The organism is Streptomyces cathayae (genome assembly GCF_029760955.1).
GTDB classification, from domain to species: Bacteria; Actinomycetota; Actinomycetes; order Streptomycetales; family Streptomycetaceae; genus Streptomyces; species Streptomyces cathayae.
Window position 1 is genome coordinate 1,071,836 of the sequence record NZ_CP121682.1, and the last position, 17,008, is coordinate 1,088,843.

The following is a 17,008-nucleotide window of genomic DNA, read 5'->3' on the forward strand; positions in this document are numbered from 1 at the left end:
TACGGGTACCGATGACGGTCAACCGATGCGGCTGAGACCACACCCAGCGCACTGGAGCATCGGGCGCGGTCAGGGCGCGCGGACCGCCGAGATGTCGAACTCGAGCTCGATCTTCTCGCTGACCATCAGGCCGCCGGTCTCCAGCATCGCGTTCCAGGTGAGGTCCCACTGGGCGCGGTTGACGACGGCCGTGCCGTCGAAGCCGATCCGCTCGACGCCGAAGGCGTCGACCACCGAGCCCGTGTAGAGGAGGTCGACGGTGACCGGGTGCGTGCGGCCCTTGACGGTGAGGGCGCCCGTCATTCGGAAGCGGTCGGCATCGACCTGCTCGATGTAGGTGCTGCGGAAGGTGATGGTCGGGTAGCGCTCGACGTCGAGGAAGTCGGCGCTGCAGAGGTGACGGTCGCGCTGCGCGACGCGGGTGTCAACGGTGTCCGCCCGGATGACCACCCCGGCTCCGGAGCGTTCCGGTCGTTCACCGTCCAGCTGAAGCCAGCCGTCGAAGCCGGTGAAGCTCCCCCGGACCCGGGTGACCACGGCGTGCCGGGCGGCGAACCCGATGGTGCTGTGCGCCTGGTCGAACATCCACTCCCCGGAGAGCTGGGCCCGGGAGGGGGCGGCGTTGAACGTCCGGGCGTCCGTGCCCGTCGGCGGGGCCGGCGACGGTGTCGGCTCGGTGTCGGCGGACCGTGCGGTGCGGAAGAGAGAGCGGAAGTCCATCAGATCTCCCGGTGAGGGTGCTTGACAGCCGCGCATGCGGCTTCAGGAGACCGCCATTCAACAGGTGTAGAGCACACCAAAACGATCTTGCCCGGATTCTTTCTCAACTTGAGATCTTCGACGTGGGCCGGGACCGGCGGCAGGGCTGGGGGCCACGACTTCGGCGGCTCGCCGTGAGCCGCGCCGAGGCCCCGGGCGCGGATCCGGTGTGGATTCCGCGCGGGCTGCCCTCAGCCCGCGCCACGGCGACGATCTCCCCGGCGCCTCCGGCCGGAACGGCGTTTCAGCTGTTCTTCGCGAGGAAGGCCTCCACCTCGTCGCGGCGGGTGAGGGAGGGCTGGGCGCCCGCCCGGGTGGTGCTGATCGCCGCGGCGGCGCAGGCCCAGCGGGCGGACCGCTCGAGGGTGCGGCCCTCCGCGAGGGCGACGGCGAGCGCGCCGCAGAAGGAGTCACCGGCGGCGGTGGTGTCCACGGGCCGGACGGAAAAGGCGGGGACGTGCAGGTGCGAGGCGCCCTCGAGGAGGAGCACCCCGTCGCCGCCGAGCGTGACGATCACCGCGCCCGCACCGGTCAGTTTCCGGGCCGCGGCGACGACCTCGTCGATCGTCTCCGGTACGGGCGTGCCGGTGAGGGCCGCCAGTTCCGTGCGGTTGGGGACCAGTACGTCGACGTGGGGCGGCGGAACGGCGCCGGCGACGGCGGGGGCCGGGTTGTGCAGCACGATGCCGCCGGCCAGCCGCGCGGCGGCGTGGTTGGCCTCGTCCGGGACCTCCTGCTGGAGGACGGTCACGGCCGCCTTCCGCAGCACGTCCGCCGCGGCCTCGCAGTCGGCGGTGCTCACGCGGGCGTTGGCACCGGGGCTGACGATGATGGTGTTCTCGCCCGCCGGGTCGACGGCGATCAGGGCGCGGCCGGTCGCCACGCCCGGGGTGCGGGTGATGTGCGTGACGTCCACGCCCTCGCTCCGGACGGCGTCGAGCATGACGTCGGCCGCGTCGTCCTCGCCGACCCGGCCGACGAAGGAGACGTTCCCGCCGAGCCGGGCGGCGGCGACGGCCTGGTTGGCGCCCTTGCCGCCGGGGTGCTGGGCCATGTCACCGCCGAGGACCGTCTCACCGGGAACCGGATGCCGGGGAACCGGCGCGACGAGGTCCAGGTTCAGGCTTCCGACGACTGCGATCACTGTTCTACCTCTGGGGTGCGGGTGCTGCGCATCCAGCGCACCCCGGGTGTCCTCGGCCGAGGACACCCGGGGTGCGCTGGATGCGCGTACGACGAGTTCGGGGGCGAGACGGACCGACCGGCGCGGCCCGTCGTTCTGTCCGGCCAGCCGGTGGCCGAGCAGGTGCACGGCTTCGGCGGCCAGTGCGCGCACGGGTTGGCGGACGGTGGTCAGGGCCGGGTCGGCGAGATCCATCATGGGGATGTCGTCGAAGCCGGTGACAGCGATGTCGCCCGGGACGTCCCTGCCGAGTTGTCGCAGCCGTTGCAGTACGCCGACCGCGAGGAGGTCGTTGGCGCAGACGACGGCGTCCGGACGGGACGGCAGGATCCGCTCCGCCGCGGTCCGCCCCCACTCCAGTGAGAAGTCGCCGAGTTCGATCTGTCCGGAGCCGCGCGGGAGCAGGGCGCCGGCCTCGGCCTCGTACGCCGCGAGCCGCTCGGCCGCCGCCGAGCCGGTTCCGGCGGCTCCCACGAAGCAGACCCGGCGGCGGCCGGTGGCGACCAGGTGGTCCATGACGAGCGCCATGCCGGTGGCGTTGTCGGTCGCGACCGAGTCGGCGACGCCGGGGCCGCAGCCGCGGTCCAGCAGGACCAGCGGCACGTGGGCCGCGGCCTTCTCCACCGCGGCCCGGCTCCGTTTCCCGTCGACGGGGATGACCAGCAGGGCGTCGACCTGCCGGTCCAGGAGATCGGCGATCCGGGCGGCCTCGATCTCCGGGTCGTCGTCGCAGTCGGCGAGCAGCACGGCACGTCCCTCGGCGTGCAGGGCGTGCTCCACCTCCCGCACGAGAGAGGGGAAGAAGGGGTTGGTGATCTGCGGCAGGACGAGGCCGACGGTGCCGGTGGAGCGGCTGCGCAGGGCGCGGGCGACCTGGTTGGGCCGGTAGCCGAGCTCCTCGGCCGCCTCCCGTACCCGGCGGGCCGTCTCTGCCCCGACCGGACGGGTCCCGGCCAGGACCCGGGAGACCGTGGCGACGGAGCAGCCCGACGCGCGGGCCACCTCCCTCAGGGTGACGTCGGTCACGATGCGGCCCCCTTCGTTCGGTTCGGCTGCGCTGGGCCCGGTCGGGCTTCACCGGGCGGGAAGCGGCCTCCCGGAAACAATTCCGGCAAACGTTATCACCGCACAACTGCCGAGCATCGGCTCATTCACACTCAAGTATGTGATGTCCGACATTGACAAGGGCGCGTGCTTGGGTGAAATTTCTGGAGAACGTTTTCCCACGCTATGGCCCAGGGATGCGGGCGGTGATGTCCGCTCCTGTGGTCGGCGACAGCGATTCCGTACGTGTCGATGCCCCCGGCAGCGCGGCGGGGGCCGCTGCCACCTCCGGCGCCGGAGACGTGAGCCGACGCACCCTCCGCAGTGGCCCGCCCGCGGCCGCCGCTGCGCAGTTCCATCTCCTCACAGACCCGCTAGAGCGAAGGGGCTCTTCCGATGACCAGGAAAATCATCCTCGACTGCGACCCCGGGCACGACGACGCCATCGCACTGCTGCTGGCGCACGGCAACCCCGACATCGACCTGGTCGCCGTCACGACCGTGGTCGGGAACCAGACGCTGGAGAAGGTGACCCGCAACGCCCTGTCCGTGGCGCGCATCGCCGGGATCACCGGTGTGCCCTTCGCCGCCGGCTGCCCGCGACCGCTGGTGCGGGCCATCGAGACAGCGCCGGACATCCACGGCGAGACCGGTCTGGACGGACCGGTGCTGCCCGAGCCGACCCTCGAGCTGGACCGCCGGCACGCCGTCGACCTCATCATCGACACGGTGATGTCGCACGAGCCCGGCGAGATCACCATCGTCCCGACGGCGGGCCTGACCAACATCGCCCTCGCCGCGCGCAAGGAGCCCCGCATCGTCGAGCGGGTCCGCGAGGTCGTCCTGATGGGCGGCGGCTACCACGAGGGCAACTGGAGCGCGGTCGCCGAGTTCAACATCATCATCGACCCCGAGGCCGCCCACATCGTCTTCAACGAGAGCTGGCCGGTCACCATGGTCGGTCTCGACCTGACGCACCAGGCGCTGGCGACGCCCGAGGTCGCCGAGCGGATCGCCGCGGTCGGCACCAAGCCCGCCAAGTTCGTCGGCGAGCTGCTGGACTTCTTCGGCGCCACCTACAAGGAGGCGCAGGGCTTCGAGCACCCGCCCGTGCACGACCCGTGCGCGGTCGCGTACGTGATCGACCCCTCCGTCATGACGGTACGCAAGGCTCCCGTGGACGTCGAGCTCAGCGGCGGTCTGACCCTGGGCATGACCGTGACGGACTTCCGCGCCCCGGCGCCGGCCGACTGCCACACCCAGGTCGCGGTCGAGCTCGACCGCGAGCGGTTCTGGGACCTCGTGGTGGACGCCCTCGAGCGGATCGGTGACGTCGAGGCATGAGCGCACCCACCACTCTGAACCGGCCCGGCGAGGCGTCGGGCCGGCGCACGACCCGGGTGGGCGTGCTGATGGTCGCGCTCCTCGCGGCCTGTTTCGCCTTCCAGCTCAACGCGAGCATGCTCAGCCCCGCGCTGAAGAACATCGAGGAGAGCTTCGGCGCCAGCTCGGCCGAGATCGGGCTCACCCAGACCGCGTTCTTCACCTCGGCGGCCCTGTTCTCGCTCTTCCTGCCCCGGCTGGGTGACGTCCTCGGCCGCCGCAAGGTCCTGGCCGGCATGCTGGCGGTCATGGCCGTCGGCTGTGTCGTGGCCGCACTGGCGCCGAGCGTGCCCGTGCTCTTCGTCGGCCGCATCATCCAGGGTGTGTCCGGCCCGGTCGTCCCCCTCTGCCTGATCATGCTGCGGCAGGAGGTGAGCGAACCGAAGAAGTACGGCACCCTGCTGGGCGTGATCACCGCCGTCAACGGCGGCATCGCCGGTGTCGACGCCCTCGCCGGGGGCTACCTCGCCGACACCCACGGCTTCCGGTCGGTCTTCTGGACGATGGCCGTCGTGGCGGTCCTCGCCACCGTGCTGGTCGCCACCCTGACCCCCGAGACCAAGGCGCCCAACGCGACCCGGATGGACTGGCCGGGTGTCGCGCTCCTCGTCGTGTCCGTCGGCGCACTGCTCACCGCGCTGAACGAGGCCGGCAAGCTCGCCGACGCCCACTGGCTCCTGGTCGCCGTCCTCATCGTCGTCGGCGCGGTCGCCTTCGCCCTGTTCTGGCGGACCGAGGACCGCAGCACGCACCCGCTGGTCGCCACCCGGCACCTGAAGCAGCGCTCGACCTGGGCGACCCTGCTGACCACCCTGCTCACCATGACGGGCGTATTCGCCGTCATGAACGGACTGATCCCGGCGCTCGCCCAGGACGGGAACGCCGGACTCGGCATGGGCGCCGAGCAGTCCGCGTGGTGGACCCTCACCCCGTACGCCCTGGCCGGTCTGGCCATGGGGCCCCTCGCCGGCCGGCTCGCCGCCACCTTCGGGTACGGCCGCGTCCTGCGGCTGGGGCTGATCGGGGCCGTGGCGGGTGTGCTGCTGATGATCCTCACGATCGACTCCCAGTCCCGCCCCATGCTGCTGCTGACCTCGATCCTGGTCGGCATCGCCTACGCGGGTGTGGCGAACATCGTGCTCAACGGGCTCGGCATCGTCCTGTCCCCCAAGGACAACCCGGGCTTCCTGCCCGGTCTCAACGCGGGGGCGTTCAACCTCGGCGCCGGTCTCAGCTTCGCACTGCTGTACGCGGTCAAGACCGCGGCCCTGCCGGACGACCCCACGTCGCCCGCCGACTACACCGCCGGCATGATCGCCGGAGTGGTCATCCTGGCCGCCGCCTTCGCGACGTCCTTCATGATCCCGAAGCCGGTGGAGGCCGAGGCCCGCGACTGATCCGGGCCTTTTGGCACCGCCTCGCTCCGACGGCACCCGGTGCGGCGACATGACGACGGCCCGCGGCACGGGCCGGGAATTCCTCCCGGTCCGTACCGCGGGCCGTTCGCCGTTCGCCGTTCGCCGTTCGCCGTTCGCCCGCCGACTGCCCCGGCCCGCCCCTGCGCGCGCTCAGGACACCCGACACCACGCACTCGTCTCACATGTCGATACGGGCTGACTGGCACGTGAGATGTCTGAGAGCCTTGAAATGCCTGTACCGTGCACACGACCTTCCCCCGGGGAAGGCTCCTGCTGTCGGACGGACCGTCGGCGGCACACCGCCGGCGTCTGTTCTCCGCCCTCGTGCGAAAGACCGAGAAATGCCCGCACCAGCCACCACCCCAGCCCCGGCGCCCGTCAACTCGCGGTCCCGTGTCCTCGTCGCGAGCCTCATCGGCACGACGATCGAGTTCTACGACTTCTACATCTACGCGACCGCCGCGGTCCTGGTCTTCCCCTCGCTCTTCTTCCCGAACAGCGACCCGACCACCGCACTGCTGTCGTCCTTCGCGGTGTTCGGCGCCGCCATGGTCGCCCGCCCGATCGGCGCCGTCGTCTTCGGACACCTCGGCGACCGGCTCGGCCGCAAGGGCACGCTGGTGGCCTCGCTCCTCACCATGGGCATCGCCACCTTCCTCATCGGCGTGCTGCCCACCTACGCGCAGGCCGGCTGGATCGCGACCGCGCTGCTGGTGCTGATGCGGCTCGCCCAGGGCTTCGCGCTGGGCGGGGAGTGGAGCGGCGCCGCGCTGGTCGCCACGGAGAACGCGCCGAAGAACAAGCGCGCCCTCTACGGCACGTTCCCGCAGCTGGGCGCCCCGCTCGGCTTCATCATCGCCAACGGCCTCTTCCTGATCATCGGCGCGCTGCTGCCGTCCGCCGCGGGCGCCGACCCGTCGCAGCCCTCCGAGGCCTTCCTGAGCTGGGGCTGGCGCATCCCGTTCCTGTTCTCGGCCGTGATGGTCGCGATCGGCCTGTGGGTGCGGATGCGTCTGGTCGAGGCACCGGTCTTCGCCAAGACCCAGGAGGCCGGGCTGGTGCGGAAGCTGCCGCTGGCCACCGTCTTCCGCAACCACTGGAGGCAGCTGGTCCTCGGCACCTTCTTCATGCTGGCGACGTACGTGCTCTTCTACCTGATGACCACGTTCTCGCTGAGCTACGGCCGTACCGCGACGGACGCCGCCGTGCCCGGTCTGGGGTACAGCTACACCACCTTCGTCCTGATGATGATCTTCGGGGTGCTGTTCTTCGCCGCGTTCACCCTGATCTCGGGTCCGCTCGCCGACAAGTACGGCCGCCGCGCCACCCTGATCTGGGTCACCGTCGGAATCCTGGTCTTCGGGCTGGTGTGGGTGCCGCTGATCGGCCTGGGCACGCTGGGCGTGGTGCTGTGGCTGGTGCTCGGCTTCACGCTGATGGGCATGACCTTCGGCCCGATGGGCGCGCTCCTGCCGGAGCTGTTCCCGACGAGCGTGCGCTACACCGGTTCCGGCATCTCGTACAACGTCAGCTCGATCCTCGGCGCGGCCGTCGCCCCGTTCATCGCGGTGGCGCTGTGGGAGGCCGCCGACGGCTCGCCGCGGCTGGTCGGCGTCTACCTCTCCGCGATGGCACTGCTGACCCTGGTCGCCCTGCTCATCGGCAAGGAGACCAAGGACACCGCCCTCGACGAGGGCGAGGCCACCGCCGACGCCGCCGTCGGCCGGGACGAGGTCCCCGCCGCCACCGCGGCCCGCTGAACCCGTCCGGCGTTTCACCGCGGCCCCCTCCCTCGTGCGAGGGAGGGGGCCGCGGTGTCTTCTGTACGGGCGCCGTCGGACAGCGCCCGTGGACACACGAAAAAGGGCCGCGACCGTAAGGTCGAGGCCCTTGCATCCGTATCGTCACTGCGAGTGTCCGAGGGGGGACTTGAACCCCCACGCCCGATAAAGGGCACTAGCACCTCAAGCTAGCGCGTCTGCCATTCCGCCACCCGGACCAGGTGTGTGCCGCCGTGTCAGGGGCGTTCCCCTCGGCGACGTGGACAACCATACCAAGGTTTCGCAGTGCCTTTCACCTGCGTTTCCGTGCCCCGGGCAGGGGTTGCTCGCCCTGCCCGGAGCACGGGGTGCGGGGCTCGTCAGGGCATGAGGTGGTACTCCGGGAAGTTGCCCGGCAGCCGCTCTCCCGCCGGACCCTGTGTCACGGCGCGGACCAGCAGCTCGCCGCCGACGAACGCGCCGCGCCAGGAGGCGCCGAACCCGCCGAACAGTTCGTCCCGGTCGCCACGGGAGCGCGGGGTGCCGTGGCCGACCTTGAACGCGCGGATCTGCGGGGCGAGTCGGTCGTAGGTGGCCCGGTCGTCCGTGGACAGCGTGGCCACCAACGCACCATTGGACGCGTTCATGGCGGCCAGCAGCTCCGCCTCGGTGTCGACCAGGACGATCGTGTCGACCGGCCCGAACGGCTCCGCGTGGTACAGCGGCGACGACGGGGGCGGGTCCAGCAGCGTGACGGGCTGGACGTACGCCGAGGTGTCCTGGCCGGGCAGGAAGCGGGCGTCCGCCTCCTCGCCGTGGTGCAGCGGTACGGCGCCGCGGTCGACGGCCTCGGTGATCTGGTCGCGCAGCTCCTTCGCCTTGGCCGCGTTGATCACCGGTCCGAAGTCCAGCCGCGGGCAGGGGTCGTCGGGGTGCTCCACGGCGAGCGGGTGGCCGATCCTGAGCGTGCGCACCGCGGGGAGGTACGCGGCCAGGAACTCGTCGAACAGCCGGCGCTGGACGACGAAGCGCGGATACGCCGTGCAGCGCTGCTTGCCGTAGTCGAAGAGCTTGGGGACGACCGCCGCGAGCGCGTCCCAGTCCGAGTGGTTCCAGATGCCCCAGGTGTTGAGGCCCTCCTGTTCGAGGATGTGCCGCTTGCCGAGGTCGGCGACGGCCGTGGCCACCGCGGCGCCGGTGTCGCGGCCGCCGACGAAGGAGACGCAGCCGATCTCGGGCGCCCGCAGCAGGGCCTCCGACAGTTCGCCCCCGCTGCCGCTGACGAGGGTCACGGGGATCCCCTCGCGGGCGGCGAGCGCCGCGGCCAGGGTCAGACAGGCGACGCCGCCGTCGGTCGGGGTCTTGGCGATGACCGCGTTGCCCGCCAGCGCCTGGACCAGCAGGGCGTGGACGAGCACGCTCATCGGGTAGTTCCAGCTCGCGATGTTGGACACCGGCCCGTCCAGCGGGGCCCGGCCGGCGACCATGGCGTCGATGCCGTCGACGTACCAGCGCACGCCGTCGATGGCCCGGTCGACGTCCGCCTGGGCGAGCCGCCAGGGTTTGCCGATCTCCCAGACGAGGAGGAGGGCGAGCAGTTCGCGGTGTTCGGTGAGGGCGTCCAGGGTGGCGGCGACGCGGGCGCGGCGTTCCGGCAGCGGGACGTGCCGCCAGGCGCGGTGCTGGTCGAGCGCGGCACGTACGGCGTCCTGGGCGGTGGCCCGGTCCAGGCGCGGCGGGCCGACGACGGGGCTGCCGTCGACGGGGCTGACGGCGGGCAGTGTGCTGCCGTCGGCCTGCCAGGCGGCGTTCCAGAGGTTGAGGACGCGGTCGTCCCGGAAGGCCTCGGGGGCGACGGCGAGGCAGCGCTGCCAGGCGTCGGTCCAGGAGGTGCCGGCTTTGAGGGTGAGGGTGGGTGGGGTGAGGGTGGATGCCATGCGGTTCGCTCCGCTCTCGGTGCACAGTCGAGAGGAGGGGGCCCGGGGGCCGTCCTTGGACAGATGTGCGGCCGGGGTGTGGGGGTGGGTCACCGTCCGGCTTCGAGGACGGCGAGTACGTGTCGTGCCGTTTCCGTGGGTGTGCCACCCACCCGGACGCCGACGGCTTCCAGGGCGTCCTTCTTCGCCTGCGCCGTGCCCGAGGAGCCGGAGACGATCGCGCCCGCATGGCCCATGGTACGGCCCTCCGGTGCGGTGAAGCCCGCGATGTAGGCGACGACCGGCTTGGTGACGTGCTCGCCGATGTAGGCGGCCGCGCGCTCCTCGGCGTCGCCGCCGATCTCGCCGATGAGGACGACGAGGTCGGTGTCGGGGTCCTCCTGGAAGGCGGCGAGACAGTCGATGTGGGTGGTGCCGACGACGGGGTCGCCGCCGATGCCGACGCAGGTCGAGAAGCCGATGTCCCGCAGTTCGTACATGAGCTGGTAGGTGAGCGTGCCGGACTTGGAGACCAGTCCGATGCGGCCCGGTTTGGTGATGTCGGCGGGGATGATGCCGGCGTTGGACTGCCCGGGGGTGATCAGGCCGGGGCAGTTGGGGCCGACGACCCGGGTGCCCTTCTGCCGTGCGTACGTGATGAAGGCGACGGAGTCGTGGACGGGGATGCCCTCGGTGATGACGACGGCCAGGCCGATGCCGGCGTCGGCCGCCTCCACGACGGCGGCCTTGGCGTGGGCGGGCGGTACGAAGACGACCGTGACGTCGGCTCCGGTCGCCTGTATGCCGTCGGCGACCGATCCGAAGACGGGCACCGCACGGTCGTCGAAGTCGACGGTCCGGCCGGCCTTTCGGGGGTTGACCCCGCCGACGACGTTCGTGCCGGCGGCGAGCATCCGCCGGGTGTGCTTCATGCCCTCGCCGCCGGTCATGCCCTGGACGAGGACCTTGCTCTCCTTGGTGAGGTGGATCGCCATGTCCGCTCTCCTCAGGCTGTGGTGGCGAGTCGGGCCGCGCGGTCGGCGGCGCCGTCCATCGTGGTGACCTGTTCGACCAGCGGGTGGGCACGCTCGTCGAGGATGGCCCGGCCCCGGGCCGCGTTGTTGCCGTCGAGGCGTACGACGAGCGGTTTGGTCAGCCGGACGGTGTCCAGGGCGCGGACGATGCCGTCGGCCACCGCGTCGCAGGCGGTGATGCCGCCGAAGACGTTGACGAAGACGGACTTCACGGCCGGGTCGGAGAGGATGACGGACAGTCCGTCCGCCATGATCTGCGCCGACGCCCCGCCGCCGATGTCGAGGAAGTCGGCGGGGCGGGCCCCGCAGCCGGCGACGACGTCGAGGGTCGACATGACCAGGCCGGCGCCGTTGCCGATGATGCCGACCTCGCCGTCCAGTTTGACGTAGTTGAGGCCCTTCGCCGCCGCGGCCGCCTCCAGCGGGTCGGCGTGGGCCGAGTGCTCCGCTCCCCACCGGGCCTGGCGGAAGCGGGCGTTGTCGTCGAGGGTGACCTTGCCGTCCAGGGCCATGATCCGTCCGTCGCGGGTGCGGACGAGCGGGTTGACCTCGACGAGCAGGGCGTCCTCGCGGACGAGGACCTCCCAGAGCCGGACGAGGACGTCGACGGTCTGCGGCGGGAGGCCCGCCGTCTCGGCGATGCGGGCCGCGGTCGCCGAGGTGACGCCCTCGACGGGGTCGACGGGGATGCGCGCGACGGCCTCGGGGCGGGCTGCGGCGACCTCCTCGATGTCCATGCCGCCCTCGGCGGAGGCGATGGCGAGGAAGCGGCCGGCCGCGCGGTCGAGGACGTAGGAGACGTAGAACTCGTCCTCGATCTCCACGGGCTGGGCCAGCATGACCTCGCCGACCGTGTGCCCCTTGATGTCCATGCCGAGCATCTGGCGTGCCGTCAGTTCGGCGGCGGCCGGGTCGGCGGCGAGCTTGACCCCGCCCGCCTTGCCGCGTCCGCCGGTCTTGACCTGTGCCTTGACGACGACGCGGCCGCCGAGCCGGCGGGCGATCACGCGGGCTCCCTTGGGCGTGTCGGTGACCTCGGCCTTCGGCACCACGATGCCGTGTTCCTCGAAGAGTTGCCTTGCCTGGTGTTCGTACAGGTCCATCTCGGCTCCTGTCTGCGAAGTCGCCGGAAGGTCGCTGGGAGAAGCCGGGGTCCGGCGTGGGAAAAGTGGCGCGCACCCCCTGGACACCACTCATGGGATGCGGGATAACAAGCTTCATACAGTATTCGTCGACTGTATGCAATGTACTGCGAGAGCGGTGCGCGAGTAGTGCGCGAGTAGTTCGCGAGAGCGTTCCCACCCCCTATGAAGGGACAGGACTTCGCCATGCCCGACGACACACAGGACCTGATCTCAGGCGGTCACCTCGTCGCCAAGGCCCTCAAGGCCGAGGGCGTCGACCGCATCTACACGCTGTGCGGCGGCCACATCATCGACATCTACGACGGCTGCGTGGACGAGGGCATCGAGGTCGTCGACGTACGTCACGAACAGGTGGCCGCGCACGCGGCCGACGGCTACGCCCGGATCACCGGCAAGCCCGGCTGCGCGGTCGTCACCGCGGGCCCCGGCACCACCGACGCCGTCACCGGCGTCGCCAACGCCTTCCGCGCCGAGTCGCCGATGCTGCTGATCGGCGGTCAGGGAGCCCTGACCCAGCACAAGATGGGGTCCCTGCAGGACCTGCCGCACGTCGACATGATGAACCCCATCACCAAGTTCGCGGCGACCGTGCCGGACACGGCACGCGCGGCGGACATGGTGTCGATGGCCTACCGCGAGTGCTACCACGGCGCGCCCGGCCCCTCCTTCCTGGAGATCCCGCGCGACGTCCTGGACGCCAAGGTCCCGGCGTCCGCGGCACGCGTGCCGCGGCAGGGCGCCTACCGCGCCTCGACGCGCTCGGCCGGCGACCCCGAGGCCGTCGAGAAGCTCGCCGACCTGCTGACGCACGCCGAGAAGCCGGCCATCCTGCTCGGCAGCCAGGTGTGGACCACCCGCGGGACCGAGGCGGCCGTCGAACTCGTCCGCGCCCTCGACATCCCCGCCTACATGAACGGCGCGGGACGCGGCACCCTGCCGCCCGGCGACCCGCACCACTTCCAGCTGTCACGCCGGTACGCCTTCACGAACGCCGACGTCATCGTGATCGTCGGCACGCCCTTCGACTTCCGCATGGGCTACGGCAAGCGGCTGTCGCCGACGGCGACCGTCGTGCAGATCGACCTCGACTACCGCACCGTCGGCAAGAACCGCGACATCGACCTCGGCATCGTCGGCGACGCGGGGCTGGTGCTGAAGTCGGTGACCGAGGCGGTGTCCGGAAGGATCAACGGCGGTGCCTCCCAGCGCAAGGAGTGGCTGGACGAGCTGCGCGCGGCCGAGCAGACCGCGCTGGAGAAGCGGCTGCCGCAGCTCAGGTCCAACGCCTCGCCCATCCACCCCTACCGGCTGGTCAGCGAGATCAACGACTTCCTCACCGAGGACTCGATCTACATCGGGGACGGCGGCGACATCGTCACCTTCTCCGGGCAGGTCGTCCAGCCCAGGTCGCCCGGCCACTGGATGGACCCGGGCCCGCTGGGCACCCTCGGCGTCGGTGTCCCCTTCGTGCTCGCGGCCAAGCAGGCCCGGCCCGACAAGGAGGTCGTCGCCCTCTTCGGCGACGGTGCCTTCTCCCTGACCGGCTGGGACTTCGAGACCCTCGTCCGCTACGACCTGCCCTTCGTCGGCATCGTCGGCAACAACTCCTCGATGAACCAGATCCGTTACGGCCAGGCCGCCAAGTACGGCAAGGAACGGGAGCGGGTCGGCAACACCCTCGGCGACGTCCCGTACGACAAGTTCGCGCAGATGCTGGGCGGTCACGGCGAGGAGGTCCGCGACCCCGCCGACATCGGCCCCGCGCTGCGCCGGGCCCGCGAGTCGGGCAAGCCGTCCCTGATCAACGTCTGGGTGGACCCGGACGCGTACGCCCCCGGAACCATGAACCAGACGATGTACAAGTGAGGTGCACGCCCATGACCGCCAAGGCACTTGACGGCATCCGCGTCCTGGACATGACGCACGTCCAGTCCGGGCCCTCCGCGACCCAGCTGCTGGCCTGGCTCGGCGCGGACGTCGTCAAACTGGAGGCCCCCACCGGGGACATCACGCGCACACAGCTGCGCGACCTCCCGGACGTCGACTCCCTCTACTTCACGATGCTCAACTGCAACAAGCGGAGCATCACCCTCAACACCAAGACCGAGCGCGGCAAGGAGATCCTCACCGAGCTGATCCGGCGCTCGGACGTCATGGTCGAGAACTTCGGACCGGGCGCCGTCGATCGGATGGGCTTCACCTGGGACCGCGTCAAGGAGATCAATCCACGGATCGTCTACGCCTCCATCAAGGGGTTCGGCGAGGGCCCGTACACCGACTTCAAGGCGTACGAGGTCGTCGCGCAGGCCATGGGCGGGTCGATGTCGACCACCGGTTTCGAGGACGGGCCGCCGCTGGCGACGGGGGCCCAGATCGGGGACTCGGGCACGGGCATCCACGTGGTGGCGGGCATCCTCGCCGCCCTGTTCCAGCGGGAGCACACCGGGCGCGGGCAGCGGGTGAACGTGGCCATGCAGCACGCGGTGCTCAACCTCTGCCGGGTGAAGCTGCGCGACCAGCAGCGCCTGACCCACGGTCCGCTCGCCGAATATCCCAACGAGGACTTCGGCGACGAGGTTCCCCGGTCCGGAAACGCCTCCGGCGGCGGGCAGCCCGGCTGGGCGGTCAGGTGCGCGCCGGGCGGACCGAACGACTACGTGTACGTCATCGTGCAGCCCGTCGGCTGGAAGCCGATCAGCGAGCTGATCGGCCGGCCGGAGCTGGCCGAGGACCCCGACTGGGCGACCCCCCGGGCACGGCTGCCCAGGCTGGGCAAGATGTTCCAGCTGATCGAGGAGTGGTCCTCGACGCTGCCCAAGTGGGAGGTGCTGGAGCGGCTGAACGCGCGCAACATCCCGTGCGGGCCGATCCTGTCCACCAAGGAGATCATCGAGGACGCCTCGCTGGCCGCGAACGGGATGGTCGTCACCGTCCCGCACCCCGAACGCGGCGCGTTCGTCACCGTCGGCAGCCCGCTGAAGCTCTCCGACTCCCCCGTCGACGTGGTCGCCTCCCCACTGCTCGGCGAGCACAACGAAGAGGTGTTCGTCGGCGAGCTCGGAATCGGCGACGAGGAACTGCGTCTGCTCAAGTCGAACGGGGTGATCTGAGTGATGGCCGAGGACCGCACGCTCCGGGTGCGCGCACTGCTCGACGCGGTGCGCGCCGACGGGCGCACCGCCCTCACCGCGCCCGAGGGCAAGGTGCTGGCGGACGCGTACGGGATCGCCGTACCGGGTGAGGAGCTGGCGACGGACGTCGAGGAGGCCGTGGCGTACGCGGCGCGGTTCGGCGGGCCCGTCGTGATGAAGATCGTCTCACCGGACATCCTGCACAAGACCGACGCCGGCGGTGTGATCGTCGGTGTGGAGGGCGCGGCCGATGTGCGGGCGGCGTTCTGCCGGATCGTGGAGAACGCGCGTGCCTACGACCCCGCCGCCCGGATCGACGGTGTGCAGGTGCAGGAGCTGCTGCCGCAGGGGCAGGAGGTCATCGTCGGCGCGGTCACCGATCCGACGTTCGGGAAGGTGGTGGCGTTCGGGCTCGGCGGGGTGCTCGTCGAGGTGCTCAAGGACGTCACCTTCCGGCTCGCGCCGGTGGAGGCCGACGAGGCGCTGTCGATGCTGGACTCGATCCGGTCGGCGGAGATCCTGCGCGGGGTGCGCGGCCGGGAGGGCGTGGACCGGTGGGCGGTCGCCGAGCAGATCCGCCGGGTGTCGCAACTCGTCACGGACTTCCCGGAGATCGCCGAGGTGGACCTCAACCCGGTGATCGCCACCCCGGGCGGGGCCGTCGCCGCGGACATCCGGGTGATCCTGTCCACCGAGACGCCCAGGGAGCGCCGCCAGTACTCGCGCGAGGAGATCCTGACCTCGATGCGGCGGCTGATGCAGCCGCGTTCGGTGGCGGTGATCGGCGCCTCCAACGAGGCGGGCAAGATCGGCAACTCGGTGATGCGCAACCTCGTCGACGGCGGTTTCGCCGGGGAGATCCACCCGGTGAACCCCAAGGCCGATGACATTCTGGGCCGCAAGGCGTACAAGAGTGTCACGGACGTCCCCGGTGAGGTGGATGTGGCGGTCTTCGCGATCCCCGCCAGGTTCGTGGCCGCGGCGCTGGAGGAGGTGGGGCGCAAGAAGATCCCGAACGCCGTCCTCATCCCCTCCGGGTTCGCCGAGACCGGTGAGCACGAACTCCAGGACGAGATCGTGGCGATCGCCGAGCGGCACGGTGTCCGGCTGCTCGGGCCCAACATCTACGGCTACTACTCGACCTGGCAGGACCTGTGCGCCACGTTCTGCACACCGTACGACGTCAAGGGCGGGGTCGCGCTGACCTCGCAGTCGGGCGGCATCGGGATGGCCATCCTGGGCTTCGCCCGCACCACCAGGACGGGTGTGTCGGCGATCGTCGGGCTGGGCAACAAGTCGGACCTGGACGAGGACGACCTGCTGACCTGGTTCGGGGAGGACCCGCGCACCGACTGCATCGCCATGCACCTGGAGGACCTCAAGGACGGGCGGGCGTTCGTGCGGGCCGCGCGGGAGACCGTGCCGAAGAAGCCGGTCGTGGTCCTGAAGGCGGGGCGTACGGCGGCGGGCGCGAAGGCCGCGGGCTCGCACACCGGCGCCCTGGCGGGTGACGACGCCGTGTACGACGACATCCTGCGGCAGGCCGGTGTGATCCGCGCGCCGGGTCTGCACGACATGCTCGAGTACGCGCGCGCGTTGCCGGTGCTGCCCACCCCGAAGGGCGACAACGTCGTGATCATCACGGGGGCGGGGGGCAGCGGGGTGCTGCTGTCGGACGCGGTGACGGACAACGGGCTGTCGCTGATGGAGATCCCGCCGGATCTGGACACGGCGTTCCGGGCGTTCATCCCGCCGTTCGGGGCGGCCGGCAACCCGGTGGACATCACCGGGGGCGAGCCGCCGTCGACGTACGAGGCGACGATCCGGCTGGGTCTCGAGGACCCGCGCATCCACGCGCTGGTCCTCGGTTACTGGCACACGATCGTCACGCCTCCCATGGTGTTCGCCGAGCTCACCGCGCGGGTGGTGGCCGAGTTCCGCGAACGGGGCGTCGAGAAGCCGGTGGTGGCGTCGCTCGCGGGTGACGTGGAGGTCGAGGAGGCGTGCCAGTACCTCTTCGAGCGGGGGGTCGTGGCGTACCCGTACACGACCGAGCAGCCGGTGGCCGTGCTCGGCGCGAAGTACCGCTGGGCGCGTGCGGCGGGGTTGTTGGGGGGCGGTTCATGAGATGAGCGGAAAGGGGCCGGCCGACGGTGCGCGTCGGCCGGCCCCGGGACCCGAATGCGCACGAAAGGCATGGGACAGGGGGCGCTGGCCAGAACTTTCGACGCAAGG

At 71.1% G+C, this 17,008-nt stretch carries 11 protein-coding genes and 1 tRNA gene; 6 read left to right on the forward strand and 6 right to left on the reverse strand.

What is annotated here, in order from left to right:
- Positions 1–69: 69 nt before the first annotated feature.
- Both PYS65_RS04910 and rbsK read right to left on the reverse strand, forming a co-directional pair.
- Positions 70–720, reverse strand: a complete 651-nt coding sequence (locus tag PYS65_RS04910) for a YceI family protein (protein WP_279332533.1) — start codon at positions 718–720, stop codon at positions 70–72.
- A 283-nt stretch (positions 721–1,003) separates the two neighbouring features.
- Entirely contained in the window at positions 1,004–2,968 is a 1,965-nt protein-coding gene (gene rbsK, locus PYS65_RS04915) for a ribokinase (RefSeq protein ID WP_279332534.1), read from the reverse strand.
- A 414-nt stretch (positions 2,969–3,382) separates the two neighbouring features.
- Between rbsK and uriH the strand changes: the two genes are divergently transcribed.
- The 3 genes from uriH (at position 3,383) to PYS65_RS04930 (ending at position 7,547) form a co-directional block, all read left to right on the forward strand.
- On the forward strand, positions 3,383–4,330 hold the full coding sequence (gene uriH, locus PYS65_RS04920; protein ID WP_279332535.1) for a uridine-preferring nucleoside hydrolase UriH: 948 nt from the start codon (positions 3,383–3,385) through the stop codon (positions 4,328–4,330).
- Positions 4,327–5,766 carry a uridine transporter UriT gene (uriT, locus tag PYS65_RS04925; RefSeq protein ID WP_279332536.1) on the forward strand — a complete coding sequence of 480 codons (1,440 nt, stop codon included), beginning with the start codon at positions 4,327–4,329 and terminating at the stop codon, positions 5,764–5,766. Before uriH ends, uriT begins: the two co-directional genes overlap by 4 nt.
- Positions 5,767–6,128: 362 nt before the next feature.
- Positions 6,129–7,547 carry an MFS transporter gene (locus PYS65_RS04930; RefSeq protein WP_279332537.1) on the forward strand — a complete coding sequence of 473 codons (1,419 nt, stop codon included), beginning with the start codon at positions 6,129–6,131 and terminating at the stop codon, positions 7,545–7,547.
- Between the two features lie 154 nt (positions 7,548–7,701).
- Here the strand turns inward: PYS65_RS04930 and PYS65_RS04935 are convergent.
- The 4 genes from PYS65_RS04935 to sucC form a co-directional block, all read right to left on the reverse strand.
- Positions 7,702–7,786 (reverse strand) — tRNA-Leu (locus PYS65_RS04935).
- Positions 7,787–7,927: 141 nt separating this feature from the next.
- A complete protein-coding gene (locus PYS65_RS04940; RefSeq protein WP_279332539.1) occupies positions 7,928–9,484 on the reverse strand; it encodes an aldehyde dehydrogenase family protein in 1,557 nt (518 codons plus the stop codon).
- An 89-nt stretch (positions 9,485–9,573) separates the two neighbouring features.
- Positions 9,574–10,458 (reverse strand): succinate--CoA ligase subunit alpha, encoded by an 885-nt coding sequence (gene sucD / locus PYS65_RS04945; RefSeq protein ID WP_279332540.1) that lies wholly within the window; start codon positions 10,456–10,458, stop codon positions 9,574–9,576.
- Between the two features lie 11 nt (positions 10,459–10,469).
- Positions 10,470–11,600 carry an ADP-forming succinate--CoA ligase subunit beta gene (gene sucC / locus PYS65_RS04950; protein ID WP_279332541.1) on the reverse strand — a complete coding sequence of 377 codons (1,131 nt, stop codon included), beginning with the start codon at positions 11,598–11,600 and terminating at the stop codon, positions 10,470–10,472.
- 225 nt (positions 11,601–11,825) lie between these two features.
- Here sucC and PYS65_RS04955 point away from each other — a divergent pair, with 225 nt between their 5' ends.
- Genes PYS65_RS04955 through PYS65_RS04965 form a run of 3 tightly spaced genes read left to right on the forward strand, consistent with a single transcriptional unit; the run spans position 11,826 to position 16,900 of the window.
- On the forward strand, positions 11,826–13,508 hold the full coding sequence (locus PYS65_RS04955; protein ID WP_279332542.1) for a thiamine pyrophosphate-binding protein: 1,683 nt from the start codon (positions 11,826–11,828) through the stop codon (positions 13,506–13,508).
- Positions 13,509–13,519: 11 nt separating this feature from the next.
- Entirely contained in the window at positions 13,520–14,752 is a 1,233-nt protein-coding gene (gene frc / locus PYS65_RS04960; protein ID WP_279332543.1) for a formyl-CoA transferase, read from the forward strand.
- A 3-nt stretch (positions 14,753–14,755) separates the two neighbouring features.
- On the forward strand, positions 14,756–16,900 hold the full coding sequence (locus tag PYS65_RS04965; protein ID WP_279332544.1) for an acetate--CoA ligase family protein: 2,145 nt from the start codon (positions 14,756–14,758) through the stop codon (positions 16,898–16,900).
- Positions 16,901–17,008: the final 108 nt, after the last annotated feature.

Bases quoted from the DNA above. Each gene is read 5' to 3' on its own strand.
- frc (WP_279332543.1), top strand. From the start codon at position 13,520: ATGACCGCCAAGGCACTTGACGGCATCCGCGTCCTGGACATGACGCAC.
- PYS65_RS04955 (WP_279332542.1), top strand. From the start codon at position 11,826: ATGCCCGACGACACACAGGACCTGATCTCAGGCGGTCACCTCGTCGCC.
- PYS65_RS04910 (WP_279332533.1), bottom strand. From the start codon at position 720: ATGGACTTCCGCTCTCTCTTCCGCACCGCACGGTCCGCCGACACCGAG.
- PYS65_RS04965 (WP_279332544.1), top strand. From the start codon at position 14,756: ATGGCCGAGGACCGCACGCTCCGGGTGCGCGCACTGCTCGACGCGGTG.
- sucC (WP_279332541.1), bottom strand. From the start codon at position 11,600: ATGGACCTGTACGAACACCAGGCAAGGCAACTCTTCGAGGAACACGGC.
- sucD (WP_279332540.1), bottom strand. From the start codon at position 10,458: ATGGCGATCCACCTCACCAAGGAGAGCAAGGTCCTCGTCCAGGGCATG.
- uriT (WP_279332536.1), top strand. From the start codon at position 4,327: ATGAGCGCACCCACCACTCTGAACCGGCCCGGCGAGGCGTCGGGCCGG.
- PYS65_RS04930 (WP_279332537.1), top strand. From the start codon at position 6,129: ATGCCCGCACCAGCCACCACCCCAGCCCCGGCGCCCGTCAACTCGCGG.
- PYS65_RS04940 (WP_279332539.1), bottom strand. From the start codon at position 9,484: ATGGCATCCACCCTCACCCCACCCACCCTCACCCTCAAAGCCGGCACC.
- uriH (WP_279332535.1), top strand. From the start codon at position 3,383: ATGACCAGGAAAATCATCCTCGACTGCGACCCCGGGCACGACGACGCC.